The sequence below is a fragment of the Brevundimonas naejangsanensis genome (assembly GCF_000635915.2).
Classification (GTDB): Bacteria; Pseudomonadota; Alphaproteobacteria; order Caulobacterales; family Caulobacteraceae; genus Brevundimonas; species Brevundimonas sanguinis.
In genome coordinates this window covers 430713-449444 of the sequence record NZ_CP015614.1, presented here as the reverse complement: position 1 = coordinate 449444, position 18732 = coordinate 430713, and the positions used below count along the sequence as shown (strand labels likewise).

The 18732-nt window shown below is 66.8% G+C and carries 18 protein-coding genes; 3 read left to right on the top strand and 15 right to left on the bottom strand.

The window, feature by feature from the left end:
• Positions 1 to 21: 21 nt before the first annotated feature.
• From DA69_RS02140 to DA69_RS02105, 8 genes are all read right to left on the bottom strand, one after another.
• The gene (locus tag DA69_RS02140; RefSeq protein WP_025977691.1) at positions 22 to 1818 is read right to left on the bottom strand and encodes a DUF885 domain-containing protein; all 1797 of its coding nucleotides are present in this window, start codon (positions 1816 to 1818) and stop codon (positions 22 to 24) included.
• A 100-nt stretch (positions 1819 to 1918) separates the two neighbouring features.
• Positions 1919 to 4882, bottom strand: a complete 2964-nt coding sequence (locus DA69_RS02135) for a TonB-dependent receptor domain-containing protein (protein WP_235599191.1) — start codon at positions 4880 to 4882, stop codon at positions 1919 to 1921.
• A gap of 90 nt (positions 4883 to 4972) precedes the next feature.
• The gene (locus DA69_RS02130; protein ID WP_025977693.1) at positions 4973 to 5380 is read right to left on the bottom strand and encodes a RidA family protein; all 408 of its coding nucleotides are present in this window, start codon (positions 5378 to 5380) and stop codon (positions 4973 to 4975) included.
• A 13-nt stretch (positions 5381 to 5393) separates the two neighbouring features.
• The gene (locus tag DA69_RS02125) at positions 5394 to 5846 is read right to left on the bottom strand and encodes a VOC family protein (protein ID WP_235599238.1); all 453 of its coding nucleotides are present in this window, start codon (positions 5844 to 5846) and stop codon (positions 5394 to 5396) included.
• Between the two features lie 149 nt (positions 5847 to 5995).
• A complete protein-coding gene (locus tag DA69_RS02120; RefSeq protein WP_035302284.1) occupies positions 5996 to 7378 on the bottom strand; it encodes an NAD(P)/FAD-dependent oxidoreductase in 1383 nt (460 codons plus the stop codon).
• Complete coding sequence (locus DA69_RS02115) at positions 7375 to 7662, bottom strand: 2Fe-2S iron-sulfur cluster-binding protein (RefSeq protein ID WP_051582093.1); 288 nt, start codon at positions 7660 to 7662, stop codon at positions 7375 to 7377. Before DA69_RS02115 ends, DA69_RS02120 begins: the two co-directional genes overlap by 4 nt.
• Positions 7655 to 8854: an NAD(P)/FAD-dependent oxidoreductase gene (locus DA69_RS02110; RefSeq protein WP_025977697.1), complete on the bottom strand. Its 1200-nt coding sequence runs from the start codon at positions 8852 to 8854 to the stop codon at positions 7655 to 7657. The genes DA69_RS02115 and DA69_RS02110 overlap by 8 nt, the downstream gene beginning before the upstream one ends.
• A 3-nt stretch (positions 8855 to 8857) precedes the next feature.
• Positions 8858 to 9781, bottom strand: coding sequence for a dihydrodipicolinate synthase family protein (locus DA69_RS02105; RefSeq protein ID WP_025977698.1), 924 nt, complete (start codon positions 9779 to 9781; stop codon positions 8858 to 8860).
• 138 nt (positions 9782 to 9919) lie between these two features.
• On the opposite strand from DA69_RS02105, the gene DA69_RS02100 reads away from it, so the two are divergent.
• A complete protein-coding gene (locus tag DA69_RS02100; protein ID WP_025977699.1) occupies positions 9920 to 10837 on the top strand; it encodes a LysR family transcriptional regulator in 918 nt (305 codons plus the stop codon).
• A gap of 18 nt (positions 10838 to 10855) precedes the next feature.
• Here the strand turns inward: DA69_RS02100 and DA69_RS02095 are convergent, their stop codons facing one another.
• The 5 genes from DA69_RS02095 to DA69_RS02075 all read right to left on the bottom strand — a co-directional run bounded on the left by DA69_RS02095 (position 10856) and on the right by DA69_RS02075 (position 15629).
• Positions 10856 to 12307 carry a sodium:solute symporter family protein gene (locus DA69_RS02095; RefSeq protein WP_025977700.1) on the bottom strand — a complete coding sequence of 484 codons (1452 nt, stop codon included), beginning with the start codon at positions 12305 to 12307 and terminating at the stop codon, positions 10856 to 10858.
• Positions 12304 to 12570: a DUF3311 domain-containing protein gene (locus tag DA69_RS02090; RefSeq protein WP_201105631.1), complete on the bottom strand. Its 267-nt coding sequence runs from the start codon at positions 12568 to 12570 to the stop codon at positions 12304 to 12306. The genes DA69_RS02095 and DA69_RS02090 overlap by 4 nt, the downstream gene beginning before the upstream one ends.
• A 22-nt stretch (positions 12571 to 12592) precedes the next feature.
• Entirely contained in the window at positions 12593 to 13882 is a 1290-nt protein-coding gene (locus DA69_RS02085) for an amidohydrolase family protein (protein ID WP_025977702.1), read from the bottom strand.
• 153 nt (positions 13883 to 14035) lie between these two features.
• A complete protein-coding gene (locus DA69_RS02080; RefSeq protein WP_025977703.1) occupies positions 14036 to 14686 on the bottom strand; it encodes a flavin reductase family protein in 651 nt (216 codons plus the stop codon).
• On the bottom strand, positions 14676 to 15629 hold the full coding sequence (locus DA69_RS02075) for a carbon-nitrogen hydrolase family protein (RefSeq protein WP_025977704.1): 954 nt from the start codon (positions 15627 to 15629) through the stop codon (positions 14676 to 14678). Before DA69_RS02075 ends, DA69_RS02080 begins: the two co-directional genes overlap by 11 nt.
• A 102-nt stretch (positions 15630 to 15731) precedes the next feature.
• On the opposite strand from DA69_RS02075, the gene DA69_RS02070 reads away from it, so the two are divergent.
• Positions 15732 to 16859: a cupin domain-containing protein gene (locus tag DA69_RS02070; RefSeq protein WP_025977705.1), complete on the top strand. Its 1128-nt coding sequence runs from the start codon at positions 15732 to 15734 to the stop codon at positions 16857 to 16859.
• Between the two features lie 12 nt (positions 16860 to 16871).
• Positions 16872 to 17783: a fumarylacetoacetate hydrolase family protein gene (locus tag DA69_RS02065; RefSeq protein WP_025977706.1), complete on the top strand. Its 912-nt coding sequence runs from the start codon at positions 16872 to 16874 to the stop codon at positions 17781 to 17783.
• A 63-nt stretch (positions 17784 to 17846) separates the two neighbouring features.
• Here the strand turns inward: DA69_RS02065 and DA69_RS02060 are convergent, their stop codons facing one another.
• Together DA69_RS02060 and DA69_RS02055 are read right to left on the bottom strand one after the other, a co-directional pair.
• Positions 17847 to 18248 carry an acyl-CoA thioesterase gene (locus DA69_RS02060; RefSeq protein ID WP_025977707.1) on the bottom strand — a complete coding sequence of 134 codons (402 nt, stop codon included), beginning with the start codon at positions 18246 to 18248 and terminating at the stop codon, positions 17847 to 17849.
• A complete protein-coding gene (locus DA69_RS02055; RefSeq protein ID WP_025977708.1) occupies positions 18245 to 18712 on the bottom strand; it encodes a MarR family winged helix-turn-helix transcriptional regulator in 468 nt (155 codons plus the stop codon). The genes DA69_RS02060 and DA69_RS02055 overlap by 4 nt, the downstream gene beginning before the upstream one ends.
• Between the last annotated feature and the right edge of the window lie 20 nt (positions 18713 to 18732).

The following is an 18732-nucleotide window of genomic DNA, read 5'->3' as shown; positions in this document are numbered from 1 at the left end:
CTCCCCTTCAGTCCCGCCCGCTTAGGCGGCGGCGGCCAGCCAGCGGTCGATCTTGGCTTCCAGCACGTCCAGCGGCAGGGCGCCGGTGTCCAGCACCTGATCGTGGAAATGGCGGATATCGAACCGGTCGCCCAGCTTTTGGGTCGCCCGGCCGCGCAGTTCCTGAAGCTTCAGCTCGCCCACCTTATAGGCGCAGGCCTGACCGGCGTTGGTGATGTAGCGGTCGATTTCGACCACCACGTCGCGCTGCGCCATCGAGGTGTTGGCCAGCATGTAGTCGATGGCTTGCTGGCGGTCCCAACGCAGGGCGTGAAGTCCGGTGTCGACCACCAGACGCACGGCGCGCAGCATCTCCATGTCGAGATGGCCGAACCACTGATAAGGGTCGGTGAACAGGCCCAGGTCCTTGCCCAGAGACTCCGCATAGAGGCCCCAGCCTTCGGTATAGGCGGTCGCGGGCGCCAGGCGGAAACGCAGCAGATCCGGCAGGCTTTCGTCTTCCTGCACCAGCGACGACTGATAGTGGTGCCCCGGCACGCCTTCGTGCAGCGCCAGGGTCTCCAGCGTCGGGATGGGGCGCGTGTTCAGCATCGCCATGTTGAAATATAGCACGCCGGGCTCCGAAGCGTCCGGCGGACCCGAGCGGTAATAGCCCGTGCCGCGCTGGTCCCCCAGCGCGGGCAGCGGACGGACCTCGAACTCGGCGCGCGGGCGGCGCGAGAACAGTTCGGGCATCCGTTGCCAGACCTTGGCCTCGATCCGCTCGAAGTGGTCGATCAGGTCCTTCGGCTCGGTGTAGTAGAAGCTCGGCTCGGTGCGGATGTGTTCGAAGAAGGCGGGCAGATCGCCGGTGAAGCCCGCCGCCTTGCGCGACTCCTCCATCTCGGCGCGGATACGGGCTACTTCCGACACGCCGAGACGGTGAATTTCTTCCGCGCTCATGGTGGTCGTGGTGTGGCGCACCAGATCCGCCGCATAGACGCGCGCGCCGTCCTTCATCGCCCACAGGCCCGCTCCGTCGGTCGCGGTCGGCAGATACCGCTCGCGCAGGAAGACGCGCCATTGGTCATAAGCGGGATAGGCGCCGTCCTGGACCGCCTTGCGATAGGCCGCCTCCAGTCGCGTGCGGTCGGCCGCCCCGATCGCGTCGGGGAAGCGCGTCGCCGGGGCATAGAGGGGATTGTCCTCGACCGGCAGGGCCAGGAAGGCCTCGACCTGCGCCAGGACATTGGTCACCACGATCTTCGGCTGGTGATAGCCCTCGGCCATCCCCTGCTCCAGACGCTTCACCGTGTCGTTCATGAAGGCGGTGAAGCCTTCAAGCTGGGCCAGACCCAGCTCATAGTCCTGAACCGACTTGAACTGGGCGCTGGTCATATAGTCGGGGAATTCGACGTGCAGGCCGAACGAGGCGTTCAGCGGCGCCTTGTTGCGGATCGCATGCAGGCCGCTGTCGATCTCTTCGACCGCCTTTTCCGCCTGATAGCGGAAGACGTCATAGGCGATCTGATCGCCCTCAGGCAGGGACGCACGGTCGATGGCCGACAGGGCGTTCAGCTCCGCCCGCTTCTGGGTGCCGAACTGCCGGGCGTAGGCCTCGCCCTGAGGGTCGATGAAGACGTCGCCGGTCGGCCGCTGCCCCCGTCGCGCCAGGCGCAGCGGATTCAGGGCGTCGTCCGCCTTTTGGCTCTCCTTGACGAGGGCCGCGAACCGCTCGCGCGCGTCCGTCTGGCGCCATGCCGCCGCAGCGGGCGATGCGGCGGCGATGCTGAGCGCCGCCGCACCGGCCACGCCCAAAAGGAGTTCACGTCTTCTCATACTCGGTTCCCTCAACTCATACGTCCCGCTCAGAATTCAAAGCGCGACGACGACGGCCTCAGGAGGATGGCCGAACCGTCGCCGCCGCGCCTGATCGGGGTCAGAACTTAGCCGTCAGACCCACGAAGTAGCGCCGTCCCAGGATGTCGTAGGTCGAGGGATCGGTGTTGGCCTGGATGCCCGGCGACCAGGTGCGCGGGTCCTGGTCGGTCAGGTTGTTCACGCCCGCGCGCAGGACGACGCGGTCGCTCACTTCCCAGGTGCCCAGCAGATCGAAGTAGTTGATCGCATCCAGCTTGTTATCAGTGCGGTAGATATCCACCTCGCCGACCCGACGCCAGCGGGCGCCCACACCATACGGCCCCTTGGAATAGTTGACCGAGGTCAGGAACTTCCATTCCGGGAAGGTGAAGCCGTTGGTGGAGTCGATGGTGCCTGCGCGCTCGTTGAACGGACCGCCCGCAGCATCCTGGCGCTGCCAGCTATCCATCCAGCCGACCACGAAGTTCAGGTTCAGGGCGCCCCAGTCGGGCATGCCAGCGTCCATCAGGTCGAAGCCCCAGTCGACCTGGAGGTCGACGCCAGAGGTCTTCAGCGTGGCCAGGTTCTGCTGCAGGCCCAGGCTGTCCACCACGTTGCCCGTCATGGCGTCGCGGCGGAACAGCTGGCAGTAGCCGTTGTTGGCGTCATAGCTGGTGTTCGTCACGCCCGTGGCGTTGAAGCAGCCCTGAAGCTGGTTCGCCGCCGTGATGGTGCCGACCACGTCGGTGATCTCAATGCTGTAGTAGTCGAGCGAGGTCGACAGGCGCGAGAACAGCGGGTTTTCCAGTTGCGGACGATAGACGAAGCCCAGCGTCCAGGTGTCCGCCGTCTCTTCCTTCAGGTTGCGGTTGCCGCCGACGAAGCCCTGAATCTGAGTGCTGTTGAAGACATAGCTGTCGACAGCGGCCGCCGACAGGCCCTGGGCGATGCAGAGGTCGCGGACCTTGGCCCCATCGGGTCCCTTGCGGTAGGCGCCGCGGATGTCGCACGGGTCGCCGCCATAGACGGCCTGGCCTGCGGCGTTCACCGGGCTGCCGATCTGCGGCGAGCTGATGTCGCGGTTGCCGAACAGTTCACCGATGGAGGGCGCACGCACGGCGCGCTGGACGCCGCCGCGAACACGCAGACCATCGACAACGGCCCAGTCGATGTCCGCCTTATAGGCCGAAACCCCGCCGACGGTGCTGTAGTCGGCGTAGCGATAGCCCAGGTTCAGGTCCAGCGACTGGACGAACGGCTGATCGGCCAGGATCGGGATCAGGGCCTCGATGAAGACTTCGGTCGAGTTGGTCGAGCCGGTCAGGGGCTGAACCGGGTTGAAGCCGGCGACTTCCACGCCGCCGATCTTGCCGCCGTCAGGCAGGCCGTCCGCGCCCAGGTGGTCGACGATCGGATTGCTCTGCGACAGGCCGGCGTCCGGACGGAAGGCGAAGGTGTCTTCGCGATACTGAGCGCCCAGGGCGACGCGGACTTCGCCGGCCGGCAGCTGGAACAGACCGCCCTGCATGGTCGCCTCGACGACGCTCTGCTCGCTGAGGGTCGCGTTCTTGCTGTTGCGGTTGATGTAGTTGATGCAGCTCTGCGACAGTTGCGTCAGGCCGAACGGGTTGAAGCCGCCTTCGCACAGATTGGCGCCGCCGGCCGGATCATCCAGCAGACGCTGAACGGCGGAACGCGAGACGTTGCCCGACTGCTGCGTCTGGTTGTCGACGCGGCCGTACTGGGCGCTGACGTCATAGCGCCAGTCGCCGAACGGCAGAGCGCCGCGCACGCCGGTCGTCACCTGATAGACCGTGGTGCTGTCCTCGGCCAGGCGGCCGCCGATGGCGTTGAAGCGCTTGTTCAGACCGAAGGAGGCCGTCGGATTCGGACGCGCGTCCAGGAAGGCGCGCAGGTCGGGCGAGATGAACGGGTTGGTCGTCGGCACGCGGAAACCGTACGTCGGCGACGGCCCCGGCATCGGCGTCGGCGCCAGGATCACGTCCGAGCTGTACTGGGTGTACAGGACGTTGCCGTACAGCTCGACCGAGTCCGTCAGATCATAGCGGACCGCCGAGAAGGCGTTCCAGCGCTCCAGCGGAATGCTGAGCATGCCGGTCGCGCCGGTGTTGTAGGCCCAGGCCACGCCCGGCTGGTGATAGGCGTCCCACTCGGCGCCGCCGGGGCTCTTGAAGTTGTAGGCGCCGACGTGGCTGAACAGCGAACCGTCGGTGTTGTAGCCGAACTCGCCGGTCGGGGTGACGCAGCTGGCGCAGTTCAGATAGCTGTTGATGAAGGCCTGGCTCGGCAGGTTGGTCGAGTCGAAGGTCGTGACGCCCAGCGGCGAGACGCTGTTGCGGCCCGAAACACGCGAGAAGCCGCGCGCATTGCTCATGATCGCCGAACGGGTCGAACGGCCGATCGACAGCACCGCATTGCCGCGACCGTCGTCCAGGTTGCCGCCCATCGTGATGGTGAAGCTCTCGGTCGTGCCGTCGCCGCGTTCCGTCTGACCGTACTGGGCGTCGATCTGAACGCCGGAGAAGCTGTCGTTCAGGGTGAAGTTGGCCACGCCGGCCAGGGCGTCCGAGCCATAGGTGGCCGAGGCGCCGCCCGAGATGACTTCGACGTTCTTGATCAGGGCCGCCGGGATCAGGTTGACGTCGACCGTGCCGTCCGCGTTCGACGGCACGATACGGCGACCGTTCATCAGAACGAGGGTCCGGTTGCTGCCCAGACCGCGCAGGTTCAGGTTCGCCTGACCGCCATTGCCCGGGTTGACCGAGCCGTGGCTGTTGCCGGGCATGAACTGCGGCATATCGTTCATCAGGCTTTCGACCGTCACCGATCCGGTCGCCTGCAGGTCTTCCTGGCCGACAGTCACGATGGGGCTGGTCGAATTATAGTCCTTTCGGACAATCCGCGAACCCGTGACGACGATCTCGCTGACCGAGGTGGGTTCGTCCTGAACCATGGCGGCGGCAGGCTGGGCGGCGAAGGCCGTCAGGGCGGCGACACCGCCGATAACAGTGGATGTCAGCAAACACTGACGCGTGTTGGGAGAAGTCAACGAAGGAACTCCAAGGGAATTTAGCGTGAAGGAATGAGCGATCAGGCGCGCGCGGACGCGGCCTTAATCGCGGAACTGGGCGATGGCCTCGATCTCGACGAGGAAGTCCGGCAGGGCCAGGGACTGCACCCCGACCACCGTGTTGGGCGCCGGCGTCTCGTCGCCGTAAAAGCGCTTCAGGGCGCCGACTACGGCGCCGAGGCGCTCCATGTCGTTATCGACGATGTAGGTCCGCAGCCGCACGACATCCGACGGACCCAGACCGGAATGTGCGAGCACCGCCGCGATGTTGGCCAGCGCCTTGTCGACCTGGGCGGCGAAGTCGCCGACGCCCACGACATTGCAATCGGCGTCCCAGGCGACCTGGCCGGCGAGATGCAGCACCCTGCCCCCGTCCTGAACGGCCGCATGAGAGAAGCCGAAAGGCGTGCTGTCGTAGAGCTCTGATGGATTGATTTTCGTGGTCGCCATGTCGCCCTCCCGGCTAGTCGACGAGTTCGAGCTGCAGCCCGAAAGGATCCTGGATGTAGAGGTTGGTCTTGCCCGCCAGCGGCCCGGCGTCGATCTCGATGGGGTCCAGCGGCTTGCAGCCCCGCTCCGCCAGCCAGGCGGCGGCGGCGGGAACGTCATCGACCCGGAATGCGATGTGATGCCCGCCGATGTCGCAGTTGAGCGGCGGCTCCATCCGTCGCCCATCCGGGCTGTCGTATTGCACCAGCTGGACGCGGGCGCCGCCCGTAAAGGCGATCATCGCCAGGGTCAGACGCGCGCCCCGGACGCCCACGTGGGCCTCCATCCAGTCGCGCCCATCCGGGCCCGTCGGCATCTCAGCCGCGTCCATCGGACCCATGCGGTAAAGCTCGTCCGCCCCCAGAACGCCGCAGTAGAACGCCAGCGCCTGATCGAGGTCAGGCACGGTCCTGGACACATGGTCCACCGTGAACAAGGGCCTCCCCTCATCGCGAGTATTTCCGGCCACGCTCCCCTCCATTGCAACGTGTTCCGACTTTTGATGAAGACAGTTTTGTGGCGTTCTGCCGCCGCAAACAATGACTGCTTTTGGAAAAATCGTTGCGCTGAACGCAATCAACGAGCGGCGAGATCGCCGACTCTGACAGGCCTTGCAGGAAAGCGCGCCGTGAACGCTGAGCGTTCGGAATGCGGCTCTCCGGCCAGGCTCAAAAGGCTATGCTCGCAGTTTCGGCCCTGGCACGCGCCCATGCCGCATCGGGTCGCCAGCTTGACGGAACCGACCTCGTCGCAGCGCGCCAGCGCGGCCTGCAGATCGCCCAGAACCACATCCTCGCAGCGGCAGATGATCGTGTCCGCATCAGGCAGGCGGGCGCTGAACGGCCCCGGGTCGGCGACGGCCTCGAGCAGGGCCGAAAACCGCATCGCCGCCTCGCGCGCCTTGCGCCAGGGCCGGGCGCGACGACGCGCTTCATCCTGATCGATAAGGCCTTCGTCCAGGGCGACCGCCAGACCGGCCAGAGCGCCTTCGGCCGACGCCGCTTCGGCGCCCTTCACGCCTGTGGTCTCGCCCGCGACATAGGCGCCCCGGCGCGAGGCCCGCATCCATTCGTCGTGGCTCGTCTTCCAGCCCCCGGGTCTGGCGGGCGTCACCTGCAGGCCCGCCGCGCGCGGAAGGTCCGCCTGGGGCATGAAGCCGAAACAGAGAGCGGCCGCATCGCAGTCGAACCGCTCCGTCTCGCTCAGACGCAGGGCGGCGACCCTGCCCTGCCCCTCGACGCTCAGCGCCGCTCGGCCGAAACGCAGGGGAACGCCCGCCCTGAGAAGGCGCCAGGCGCTGCCGAGCGCCGAGAGCAGAACGGGCCAATGCGTCAGAGCCGTCCAGGGCCGGGCGAGGGCGCGCCGCACGAGCGTCGAGAAGGGTTGGATGAAGGCGACCACGGCCACCTCGCCGCCCGCCTCCAGAGCCTGCTCAGCCACAAGCAGTTGCAGCGGGTGGCTGCCCGCGAACGCCAGGCGCTTGCCGGGGACCAGTTGCTGGCTCTTGATGAAGGCCTGCGTCCCGCCCGCGCTCATGACGCCCGGCAGGGTCCAGCCGGGGATGGGCGCGGCAAGATCGTAGCAGCCGCCGGCGATCAGCACCCGGCGCGCCGAAACCTCTTCGACGCCCGAGGCGCCGGACAGGGTCAGCGTCCACGCGCCGCCCGCCTCGCGCAGGCCAAGCACCGAGCGCCCGCCCATGAAGTCGACGTTCGATAAGGCCTCAAAGGCGGCCAGCCGCGCCTTCAGTCCGCGATAGGCCCCGCCCCTCATCCAGTCGGCGACCGAAAACGCGCGCGGCGGCTGACGCAGAATCTGGCCGCCCGGCCGCGCCTGTTCGTCGATGACGGCGATCCGCAAGGCCCCGTTGAGGCTCAGGCACGCCGCCTGCCCCGCCGGTCCTGCGCCGATTACGGCCAGGTCGTAATCTGGACTCGCGCCGCTGAGGGACGAACTCATTCGCCGATCCCCGTCTCGACCGTCATTCCGGGTTCAGCCGGAACCAGGCAGGCGCGAAGGCGTCGCGAAACGTCGCCGTCCCGCACATGGACCAGACATTCGCCGCAGACGCCCATGTTGCAGAACAGGCCGCGCGCGCGCGCCGATCGATCACGCCGAAACCCCACCGCATCAGCGGCCAGCATGGCCGCCGCAATGGTCTCTCCCGGATAGGCCCGGATCATGTCGCCGTCGACGCTGAAGGCGAAGGGCTCCCCGCGCGACACGCCCTCGGTCTTACGCAAGCCTACCTCCCATGAAGCTGTTGAGGTGGCCGAAGCGCGCCGGAGAGAAGATCGACAGGCGATCCTCGCGCTCATCCAGGATCAGTCTGGCGAGAAGACGGGCGAACACCGGCCCCAGGGTGAAGGCCGAACCGCCCGCCGCCACATAGACGCCCGGCGCCTGAGGCACTTCGCCGACCAACGGGCTCTGATCCGCAGTGATGGCGGTGATCCCGGTCCAGCTGCGGATCAGATTGAGCTCGGCGACCGGCGGAAAGATGCGCGAGGCGACCCCCAGATTGCCCGCAAGCGACGACGTCAGCAGCTCCGCCGGTCGGTCCAGGTCGAACCGGCCCATGGCGTCCAGTTGCATACGAGACGGCCACCCCCCGCCGATCAGCACGTTTCCGGCGTGCGCCTGCTTCATCGACAGCCGTTGACCGACGTGCTGGATCAACTGCTCCAGCATGGGCGGCGCGCGCTCCGTCACATTCATCAGCAGCGCGACCGGATAGATGGGAAGATGCAGGTTGAACAGTTCGCCGATCCGACCGGTCCAGGCGCCCGCCGCGATCAACACCTTGCGGGTCGCAAGTTCGATGTCCGCCTCGCCGCGGCGCACGGTCAGCCGATAGCCCTGCGCATCCGAACCGACAGCCGTCAGGCGCGCGCCCTGCAGCAGTTGGACGCCCGCCGACTGGGCGCGCGTCATGAAGGCCGGGGTCAAGGCCTTCGGGTCTGCATGGCCTTCCGAGGCGAGATAGGCCGCCGCCGTCACGGCTTCGGATAATCCCGGCGCAATGCTTCGCGCTTCGGCGCGGTCGATCAGCCGGGTGTCCAGACCGCCCTCGACCTCGCGGGCGACCTTGCGCTCCAGCGTGCGGACCTGGTCCGCCGTCTCGGCGACCATCAGGCCCCCGCGCATGTGGATATGAAGATCCGGCCCCATTTCGGCGTCCAGCTCCTGCCACTCCTCGATCGCGAGGCGGTTGAGGCTCAACACCTGCGCGGCCTGATCGGCCAGCGCCTCGCCGTTCTCCAGGAAGCGGCGCTCCAGCTGAAAATGCAGAGACCCCGCATTGGCGCCGGACGCGCCGACATTAGGATAGCCCGCCTCCACGACGGCCACCGAGGCCCCGGCCTGGGCGAGCCTGAACGCCGTAGCGGCGCCGACCAGGCCGCCGCCGATCACCACGACGTCCAGACGCTCCATTGATCAGGCGCGCCCGAGCGACGCCAGGGTCTCGCGAATGCGCTCCAGATCGGCTTGGCGCACGTCCAGCAGCGGACGGCGCACATAGCCGCCCGGCAGGCCCTGAATGTTGAGCGCCGCCTTCAGAATGGCGGGCCCCGACCCGAAGCGGCCGACAAGCTCAGAGGTATACCAAGCGTCCATGATGACCCGGTCCTGACGGCCGCAGGCGCGCGCCGCCTCGAAATCCCCGGCCCAGACGTGATTGTAGAAATCCGGCTGGGTCCGCCCCAATACGCCGCCGGCCCCCATGGTGCCGTCGCCGCCCCCGCCCCTTAACAAGGCCAGACCGCCGTCGTCCATGCTGTGGCCGAAAACGCGGATCTGCTCGCACAGCCCGAAATAGGTCTGGACGAAGCGGCGCAGGTCGCCCGTCGACTGCTTGATGGCGACGACGTTCTCGATGTTGGCCAGACGGCGCAACAGGTCGAAGTCCATGTCGACGCCCGTGCCCGGAGGCCAGTTGTAGACGCAGATCGGCAGGGCCGACCCGTCCGACACCGTCTGATAGAAGCTGACGATCTCATCGGCTGACGGGCGAATATAGGGCGGAGGCGTCACCAGCACGCCTTCGTAACCGCAGGCGTGGGCGGTCTCGGCGAAATCGACAACCTCCTGCGCGGTAAAGGCGGTGCAACCGGCGATGAGAGAGATCTTGCCCTTCATCTGTTTGCCGACGGCGGTGATCAGGGCCTTGCGCTCCTGAGGGGCCAGACTGGTCCACTCACCCGTGGTTCCGGCCACCACCAGACCGTGCATGCCCTCAGCGTGCAGCCATTCCAGCAACGTCCCGAGGCCTGGCAGGTCAAGCTGTCCATCGACGTCGAAGGGCGTCGTGATCGCGGGGATGTAGCCGCGCCAGCCGACGCGCATTCTCTTGCCAGTCACAAACACCTCTAGATCAATACTGTGCGACAGAATGGCCCTGTCTCGAGCATTTCGTTTGGTCTCACAATACGGGACAAATGATCAATATCATTGCGTTTCACGCAACACGCGCTAGCCTCTGCGTCCTAGGAGGACGCCATGCAGGGAAACGCGCTTTATTACTTTCACGAGGCCGCGCGGCTGGGCTCGATGCGGCTGGCCAGCGACAAGATCGGCGTCGCCGTCTCCTCCATCAGTCGTCAGATCGCACAACTGGAACGCGACATGGGCGTGGCCCTGATCGAACGTGGACGGCGCTCAATCCGCATGACCGAGGCGGGCCAGTTGGCCTACGAATACTATCAAGGCTGCGTCGCCAACGAAGAAGCCTTCATGAACAGGCTTCACGAGCATCGGCAGATGAAAGCGGGCAAGGTCAGCATCGCTGTCGGCGAGGGCTTTCTGGGCGGCTTCTTCTCCAAGGTCCTTGAGGAATTCCAGGGCCAGCACCCCGGCATCGCCGCGTCCGTGTCGGTGCAGTCGACGACGGAAATCGTCCGGGCGGTTCTCGACGACAACGCCCACTTCGGCCTGATCTTCAACGACTGCGCCGAGCCCAAGATCCGCGTGCGCGCCGTGGCGGCCCAGCCCTTGATGGTGGTGTGCGCCCCCGATCACCCGGCCGCGCGGCTGAAAAGCGTGTCCCTGCCCCAGCTGAGCGCTTTCGACCTGTGCCTGCCGGACATCGGCCTGAGAATCCGCCAGATCCTGCGCGAGGCCGAGCGGCGTGAGCAGGTGTGGCTGGAGCCCGCCCTGACCACAACCTCCCTGTATGTGATGCGCGAGGCGGCGCGGGCGGGCCGGATGGTTACCGTGCTGCCGCGCATCGCGGTGACGAGCGAACTGGAAGAAGGAACCCTGGTGGTCCGCCCGCTCAACGAGGCCAACCTCGAAGACACGACCATCAGCCTGATCCACCGACTGGGCCGTCAGCTGGACGGCGCGCCCGCCCGCCTGCTGGCCGCGTTCGAAACCCGCATCAAGGGCTGGAACGAGACCGAGACAGGGCGCGACTGACGCGAACTGGAGGCGGGCTTAACGCCCGCCTTCCTCAGGGCGGCCACGCGTCGTCAGCAGCACGACGATGATCGCGACAATGGCGTTGACGCCCATGGCCACCAGCCCCTTGTCCCACCCGGGCAGCAGCGCCGCCCACAGGGACTGGGCGGACGGCAGCAGCAGGGCCGCATAGCCCGCGCCGATGCCCGCCGCCACGCCGATCGCATTGGCGCGCGGCCACAGGAAGGCCAGGAAGACGCCAGGTGCCAACATGCCGATGGCGGCATAGGCGGCCAGGCCGATCTCGACCAGGGAAGAGGTCGCGCCGATCGTCAGCCACACGGCCACCGCCGCGAAGCCCACCATCGACAGCCGCGACACCAGCAGACTGGCCCTGTCGCTCAGGTCCGGCTTGAGCGGCATGACCACGTTGCGGCTGAAGATCGATCCCGCCGTCAGCAGCAGCACCGAACCCGGCACCAGCGCCAGCAGACAGGCGGTCCCGGCCAGCAGGCCGATCATCCACGCCGGATAGGCGTCTGACACGAACTGCAGCAGGGCGGCGTTGACGTCTCCGCCCGGCGGAGAAACCCCGGCCAGCAGAGCGCCGAAGCCCAGCAGGATGATGAAGAAGAAAGACAGGGAATAGATCGGCTGCAGCACGGCATTGCGGCGGATGGCCTTACGGCTGCCGGCCGCGTAGCAGAGCTGGAACATGTGCGGGAAGATCCAGGTGCCCAGGGCGACGTTCAGGGCCGCCGTCATCATCCAGGTCACCGTCAGGCCCGCTTCGGGGACCATGCCCGGAAAGACGCCGATGCCGGGATGCTGGTCCTGAACCCGCGCGAACACGTCCAGAATGGACGAGGCCCCGACCTTGCCCGCGACGGTGGCGCTCAGGCCGACGACCAGAACGATCATCAGCACGTCCTTGACCCCGGCTGCAAAGGCGGCCGAGCGCAGCCCCGCCACATAGACGAAGGCCAGCATGATGCCTGCGGCGATGATCGCCGCCGCCGTCCCCGACACCTCGGTCCCCAGCGTCAGGCGCAGGATCAGGCTCAGGGCCGTGATCTGGATCTGCACATAGACGACGATGGCGGCGATCCCCGCCAGACCGACCAGGCACCCCAGCCAGGTCGCCTTATAGCGGGCGGCGAAGAAGTCCGCCTGGGTGATGAAACCGCCCTGACGCCCCGCCTGCCAGATGCGCGGCATCAACCAATAGCCCAGAGTCGCCGCCAGGGAGACGGAGGTGAAGGCCAGATAGGCGGGCGCCCCATAGGCCCAGGCGTAGCCCGAAATGCCCAAGACGGCGAAGGTCGTGTAGATCTCGCCCGCGTTCAGGAACCAGAAGATCAGGGTGCCGAAGCTACGGCCGCCGACCGCCCATTCGCTCACCGTCTTGGCCTTGGACTTCTGATGTCCGTAGAGCATGGCGCCGATCATGGTCGCCAGCACGATGCCGAAGGTCAGAACCAGGGTCACGACAGACCCTCCGCGTCCCGATCATCGGTCAGACCCAGTTCCTTCTCGATGCGCTCGTCGCGCCAGAAGACGAAGCCGATCACGGCGGTGGCGACCAGGATGCCCGCCATCTGCCACGCCATCGGCAGGGGCAGAGAGAAGACCCGCACCGACGCCGTATTGACCAGCGGCGTCAGGCCGATCTGCCAGATGAAGGGGATGACGAGCAGCCAGCGGTGAACATACCGCCGGTGCATCGCGCGGAACGAAGCGTACTGAGACATGGTCAAGATTTCCGCGGCAGGCTCAGCGCGCCTGGCCGGACAGGCCGTGGTCATCGCGCACGACCGCTCCGCCCTTCATGACGAAGCTAAGCGAGCGCAGGGCGCCGATGTCCTTGGTGGGGTCGCCGTCCAGGATGACGATGTCAGCGTATTTGCCGACCGTGATGCTGCCGATATCGGTGTCGCGGCGCATCATGCGCGCGGGCTGGATGGTGGCGGCCTGAAGCGCCTGAAGCGGCGTCATGCCCGCATCGACATAGAGCTCGGCTTCGCGCACCGTGGCGGTCGTGCCTTCATTGTCCTCGAACGGAAACTGATCCGTTCCCAGCGCGATCGGCACGCCCAGACGGATCGCCTGCTGCAGCACGGCCCAGTGATCCTTGCCCACGCTGTCGACCCGCGCCAGATACCAGTCCGGCGAACCGATCCGCTGGTAGAAGGCGCGCGCGCCGGGCTGGCTGACGACGATGGTCGGGATCAGCCAGGCCTCGTCCTTGGCCATGCGGCGCAGCACCGGCTCGGTCAGGTGATAGCCGTGCTCGAAGGCGTCGATGCCGTATTCCAGCGCCTGCATGGCCGCCTGGGGCGAGCCGTTGTGCGCGGTGACGCGCACGCCGTTGCGATGGGCCACGTCGATCAGGACAGAGAGCTCTTCATCGGTCATCGGCGCGGCGGCGATGTCGCCGTGGGTGTCGGAAATGCCGCCCGAAATGGCGATCTTGATCCAGGAGGCGCCTTGTTTGATCTGTTCGCGCGCGGCGCGGGCGAAGGCGTAGGGGCCGTCGACTTCGAGGAAACCGTGACCGCCGGTCGGCACGATCAGCTCGCCCGCCGTCTCGATGCGCGGGCCGATCGCTTCGCCGCGCTGGATGGCGCGTTTCAGGGCGAAGTCGTTGCCATGCAGTTCGGACACCAGGCGCACGCTGGTCACGCCTGCGCGCAGCGAACGCTCGGCGTTGTGCGCCATGCGCAGGACCTGCTGGGCGTCCGTTTCATTCTGGAGTTCGGCCCCCGCCGCCCCCGGCAGCTTCAGGCCGAAGTGAACGTGCATATTCATCAGCCCCGGAGCCAGCCAACGGCCCTCCGTCGAGATGATGCGGGCGCCGACCGGCGGCTGGACCTCGCTGCGCGGACCGACCCGGACGATGCGCTGGCCCTCGACCACGACCACCGCGTCGGGAATGATCCGCCCGTCCTCGACCGAAACCACCGAGCCGCCCACCAGAGCCGTGACCTCTCCGTCCGGCTGCGCCTGAGCCAAGGCGGCCTGCGCGCCGAAAACGGCCAGGGCCGCAGCCGATGCCGCCGCCATCAGAGACGCGAAACGTGGAAGACGAAGCGAGTACATGTGAAATCCCCTCTAGTCCGGGCGCGCCGGAGCCTCGCACTGTCAGGAAATGCGATAAGCGTGACAATGCGGTTCGCTGATACAGTCTGTTGCGCTCATGGCAACGAAGATCAAAGATCAGGCGGTTACGTCGCAACCCGTCGCCTTGCGGCGCAGATCCGCGAAACTGGGACGGTCGCGCTGAATCCGGTCAGTCGAACGGGTGTACCAACCGGCGCCATGCATGCGCGCCATCAGCTGCATGGCGGGCGTATCGACATGCAGACGCTTGGGATCGACGAAGCGGTCGTCCATGTGCAGGGCCAAGACCTGTCCGATCACCACCGTGGCCGCGGGCGCAAAGTCCAGCCTCTCGACGACCCGACATTCGAAGCTGACGGGCGCCGAGGCGATGCGCGGCGGCCTGATCACGGCGCACGGCGCCGTCGCCACCCCGGCGGCGGCCAGTTCGTCATAGCCTGCCGGGGCCTCGGCGCAGGTCCAGTTCATGGCGTCCAGATCGTCCTCGGACACCAGATTGACGACGAATTCGCCTGTCGCGACGATGTTGGCGCAGGTGTCCTTGCGATCACCGTTCGGCTTGCGCATCAGACCAAGGGCGATCAGCGGCGGATCGGCCGCCATCATGTTGAAGAAGCTGTAGGGGGCGGCGTTGCGCGCCCCGTCCGGCGACAGGGTCGTCACCCAGGCGATCGGCCTGGGCGTGATGGACGACGCCATCAGCTTGTAGCGATCGCCCGCTTCCAGCTGCGACAGGTCAAACAGCAAGGTCGTCCTCCGACCCGATGCGGCGCACCGGACGCTGCGGCGCCGTGTTGACGCTCAATTGGAAAACGTCGGGGCGCGCATAGTGGCCCGCGACGTCGAAGTCGTATTTGGCGCGCGCGATCTCGGACAGGTCGATATCGGCATAGAGGATCGTCTCGCCGGAATAGTCGGGCCCAGCCAGCACCTCGCCCAGAGGGGCGACGATCATGCTGCCGCCGCGCATTAGCACCGTGTCGGGCGCGTCGCCGAGGGCGCAGTCATAGTCCGCCGGATAGGCCTCGCGCCGGATATGCTGGCAGGCGGACAGCACGAAGCAGCGGCCTTCCAGCGCGATATGGCGCATGGAGGCGGCCCAGCCGTCGCGGTCGTCCGCCGTCGGCGCGCAATAGAGGCCGATGCCCTGATCGTACATCGCCATGCGCAGCATGGGCATGTAGTTCTCCCAGCAGATGACGGCCCCGATCCGGCCCAGCGAGGTGTCGATCACCGGCATGGTCGAGCCGTCGCCGAAGCCCCAGATCAGCCGCTCGGCGCCCGTCGGCATCAGCTTGCGGTGTTTGGCGATCAGGCCGCGCTCGCCGTCGAAGAACAGGACTGTGCAGTAAAGCGTCGCCCCGCCGCGCTCGATGACGCCCATCACCAAAAAGGCGCCGGTCTCGGACGTCGCCTGGGCCAGGGTCGCCACCTCGGGTCCGTCGAGATCAATGGCGCCTTCGTAGTAGCGGCGAAAATCCTCGCGGCCCGACGGCTTGCGCATCCCGACGGGCGTGCCGAACGAGGCGCCTTTCGGATAGCCGCCCAGGAAGGCCTCGGGAAAGACGATCAGCCGCGCCCCCTCGCCGGCGGCCTGACGGATCAGGTCCGCCGCCTTGGTCGCCGACGCCCCAGGATCGCCCGGAATCGACGCCGCCTGCACCACGGCCGCCTTGTAGGACTGAGACATCACGGCCCCCTCTTCATCCCTGAAACCTCAGCGCAGATTAGTTGCGTTTGACAGCAATTGGAAGATATTTTAGGTCTATAATATTAGTGGAGGAGAGGGGTCATGACGAACCGTTTCGACCAATACCGCGAGGACGTCATCGGCCGCGCCAACGTCGCCGACACCCCCGAACTGGTGGACTACTATCGCCGCCTCTCGGAACTGGGGACCGGCGCCCTGTGGACGGTGGCCAACAAGATCGAGCCCTGGGAGCCGGTCTCGACCTCCGTCCCCATGCTGTGGCGCTACGCCGACCTGCGCGACCACGTGCTGAAGGCCCTGGATCTGGTCACGCCGGAACAGGCGGGGCGTCGCGTCGTCTATCTGGAGAACAAGGGGCGGGCCGACGTGGTCGCGGCCGTGGGCTGGCTCTATTCCGGCCTGCAGGTGATGAAGCCCGGCGAATGCGCCTCCAGTCACCGCCACAGCGCCTCGGCCCTGCGCTTCATCATGGAAGGGCGCGGCGCCTTCACCAACGTCGACGGGCACAAGATGACGCTGGGGCCGAACGACTTCGTTCTGACGCCCAACGGGACCTGGCACGAGCACGGCGTGGCCGAGGACGGCGAGATCTGCATCTGGCAGGACGGCCTCGACATCCCGATGATGAATGCGCTGGAGGCCAACTTCTACGAGGTCCACCCGGACCTGAACCAGGCGGTCTCCTTCCCTGTCGACGACAGCACGGCGACGTGGGCGGGCGCGGCCCTGCGCCCGGCGTCGACGCCCTGGAACAAGCCCTATTCGCCGCTGCTGAAGTATGAGTGGGGGCCGACCTACGAAACCCTGCAACGCTTCGCCGCCGTCACCGACGGCAGCCCCTACGACGGCGTCCATATGGACTACGTCAACCCGAACACGGGCGGGCCGGTCATGCAGACCATCGGCGCCTCGATGCAGATGTTGCGCCCCGGCGAACGGACGAAGGCCCACCGCCAGACCGGCAGCTTCGTCTATCAGTGCGCCAAGGGGCAGGGCTATTCCATCATCAACGGCCGCCGGTTCGACTGGCGCGAGCGGGACATCTTCGTCGTCCCGGCCTGGATGTATCACGAGCACGCCAACGCCTCGGACACCGAGGACGCCTGCCTGTTCGCCTTCCACGACCTGCCGGTCATGCGCGCCCTGGGCCTCTATCGCGAAGAAGCCCTGGCCGAGAACGACGGCCACCAACCCATCCTCTCCGAATAGGACTTAAAACCCATGCGTCTTGTTACCTATCGCGCCAGCGTCGAGGCCGAGGCCCGGCTGGGCGCCATCGACGGCGACCTGGTCGTCGACCTTGAAAAACTGGGTCAGGCGCGCGGCGTCGCCCTGCCGTCGACCATGCTGGCCTTCATCGACCTGGGCCCTCAGGCGGTGTCGGCGGCGTCGGCCCTGATGGCTGAGGCCAAGGGCCTGTATCCGGTCGGCGTCGCCACGCCTCTGTCGAACGCCAAACTGCTGGCCCCCATTCCGCGCCCGCGCAAGAACATCTTCGGCATCGGCCTGAACTATACGGAACACGTCGCGGAATCGGCCAAGACGCTGGACACGTCGGCCGACCTGCCGCGCGAGCCGGTGATCTTCTCCAAGCCGCCGACGACCGTGGTCGGACCGGGCGACCCCATCGTCCACAACGCCGCCATCACCCAGCAGCTGGACTGGGAAGTCGAACTGGCGGCGGTGATCGGCTCGACCGCCAAGGGCGTCAGCCGCGAGGACGCGCTCAAGCACGTGTTCGGCTATACGGTGCTGATCGACGTCAGCGCCCGCGACTGCCGCCGCGCCGGCCAGTGGATCTACTCCAAGGGCCAGGACAGCTTCGCCCCGATGGGGCCCTGCATCGTCACGGCGGACGAGATTCCCGACCCGCAGACGCTGGACCTGACCCTGTCGCTGAACGGCGTCCAGAAGCAGAGCAGCAACACCGCCTATATGCTGTTCAAGGTCGATGAACTGATCGCCGACATCAGCAAGGGCATCACCCTGGAGCCCGGCGACATCATCGCCACCGGCACGCCTGCAGGCGTCGGCGCCGGCATGGATCCGCAGGAATGGATGTGGCCCGGCGATACGGTCGAGGCCGAGGTCGTCGGCATCGGCAAGCTGCGCCACCCCGTCGTCGCCGCCTGACGACAAAAGCCCGCCCCGGCGCAGCGCCGGGGCGGGCTTTTCATTTCAGGAACAGGGCGAGGCTCAGGTCTTCGCCAGACCGTCGCGAACGTCATCCGGCCAGGGCGCCGAGCGCCCTTCAGCCAGGATCATGCAGACCAGCACGCCCTGCGCCGTCATCCGCACCTCGTCGCCGCAGGCCACCGTATAGGCCACGGCGCAGCTGGATCGGCCGACCGATTTCACCTCGATGGTGATGTCCAGTTCGTCGCCGAGGCGGCTGGGCGCCGCAAACCGGCTGTCCAGGCTGACCGTGGGCACGCCCAGGCCGCGCGTCAGGTGCAGTTCGGCGAAATCAACGCCCAGGCCTTCGGCGAACCAGTCCTCGACCGCCCCGTTCAGCATCTCGAAATAGCGGGGGTAGAAGACGATGCCCGCCGCATCGACGTGTGCGAAACGCACCTTGCTCCGCGTCGTGAAGCTCATGTGTGAAGGTTCTCTCCGATCGACGCCTTGACCTTGGCCAACAGGGCGTGAAGCTGTTCCAAATCATCGGGCGCCACGTCGGACAGCGCCTGATGGATCCACGCATGGTGCGCCTTCGCCAGTACATTGAAGCGGGCCTGCCCGGCCGCGCTCAACCGCACGATGGACGATCGGCGATCTTCGGGGTCGGGACTGACCACGACCTGACCTGCATCCTGAAGCTGGCGCACGATGGCCGTGACGTTGCCGTTGGACACCAGAAGCGCGCGCGACAGCTGTCCCATCGTCCGCCCCTGCGGATGACGGTCCAGCGCCGCCATGACGTCGAAACGCGGCAGGGTGGTGTCGTATTGCTCTGCGAAGCCGCGCCGCAGGCTCTTTTCGATCGTCATGGTGCAGCTCAGCATCCGCAGCCACGCCCGAACGTCGATCGGCCCCGCGCCGCCGTCATGCTTCTCGCGCATGGCGCGCCACTCCTCTGCGA